Raw genomic sequence first — 1,466 nt, 5'->3', positions numbered from 1 at the left:
AGAGCTGAACAGGCACTTCCGCTTTTCGAGGCTGTGCGGCTGAAAACATGCCGCTTCGCCGAATCGTCTTATGACTGTCAAAGCAGAACGGCTCTTTCCGCTTTTCAACGCAAAAAAGCCCCATCCCAAAGGGACGAAGCTTAAGTTCGCGGTTCCACCCTTCTTCTGTTCCAGCCTGAAGTAAAGGCGGAACGAAGCTCTGCATCGGCTAACGGGCCGGTTGCCGGCAGCTGCTACTAAAAAGTTCACAGCTGCTGCTCGGAGGCGGTAAAAGGTTGGCCGTTTCTTAAGAAGCTTTCAGCCTGGGCTTCTCTCTCTGGAAGTCGTGCCATCCAATATTGTCCTCGTCGTTGCATTTAAAATCATATTTCGATTAAATCCACTATAAACTGAATGGAATTAAAATGCAATAGCTCCCGGTTTAATTGCGCCGATTACGGCCGTCCAGTTTCACGGGCACCGTCAAGGCACGGATCCGTTCCATGACACGCGCAGCTTTCAAATCTTCCTTTTCGCCGCGCTGCGAATACGTCAGGTGATGTTCCAGTTCAGGATAGCTGAAATTCGAAGTCATGAACGTCGGCAGTTTTTCCGCCATGCGGTAATGAAGGATGGTGCCGAGCACTTCGTCGCGCGTCCAGCTCGACATCGCTTCAGCTCCGATATCATCGAGCATCAGGACTTCGGCTTTCTTCACATAATCCACTTTTTCCTGAAGCGTCTGGTCGCCGATCGCCTGTTTCATTTCGCGCATGAATTCAGGCACGAAGACGAGGACGGATTTGACGTTCATCTCGGCCAGCTCATTTGCCACTGCACTCAGCAGGTATGATTTGCCGACGCCGAATTTCCCGTAAAAGAATAAACCTTTTTCCGGCAGATTATCCGGACCGGTCGCCCGGTCCAAAAATGAAGTGACAGCACGGAACGCTTCCATGCGGCTGTCATCCGGTACAAAGCCATTCAGCGTCGCCTGCATGACTTCTTTCGGCATATACATGCTGTGGATCAGGGAGCTTGCACGGCGTTTGTTGTCATAGGCGTTTTTCGATTTGCAGGCAGTATAGGCGATGCCGATCGTATTCCGCTCCAGAACGAGGTTCGGTTCAAAGCCTTTCAAATGATTGATGCAGCCCTCCAGGCTCGGGCATCTATTGCAGTCGTGGGACTGGTCGATGTATTCGTATAATTTGTGCATGCCGCGGTCGACAACGCTTTTGTCGACTTCTGCCGCATGGTCTTCCAGAAATTTCTGGACGCCGGGATTCTCAAGCACTTCTTTGCGCATATCGTTATAACGCTCTGAAAAAGCCGGTGCGTTGACCACCCGTTTTAAGGTTTCCCGAATCGGTTCCATTTAATCACCCTTCCCTTTTTTCAAAGCAAGTTTCGCCAGAAGTTTTTGCTTTTCGATTTCCAGGCTCTCGTTTTTTTGTACCGCAGCCGGCTGCGGTTCATCTTTCGTA

1 protein-coding gene is annotated in these 1,466 nt (G+C 50.6%); it reads right to left on the bottom strand.

Features of this window, described 5'->3' with window-relative positions; all coding sequences use genetic code 11:
* Positions 1-421 precede the first annotated feature (421 nt).
* Positions 422-1,357 carry a primosomal protein DnaI gene (gene dnaI / locus KW93_RS08655; RefSeq protein ID WP_033542603.1) on the bottom strand — a complete coding sequence of 312 codons (936 nt, stop codon included), beginning with the start codon at positions 1,355-1,357 and terminating at the stop codon, positions 422-424.
* Between the last annotated feature and the right edge of the window lie 109 nt (positions 1,358-1,466).

Origin of the sequence: Planococcus sp. CAU13 (genome assembly GCF_000775575.1) — a bacterium.
Taxonomy (GTDB): domain Bacteria; phylum Bacillota; class Bacilli; order Bacillales_A; family Planococcaceae; genus Planococcus.
This window is presented reverse-complemented; position numbering and strand designations above follow the sequence as displayed.

What these genes read in the sequence shown, in the direction of transcription:
- dnaI (WP_033542603.1), bottom strand. Translation starts at nt 1,357, where the DNA reads ATGGAACCGATTCGGGAAACCTTAAAACGGGTGGTCAACGCACCGGCT.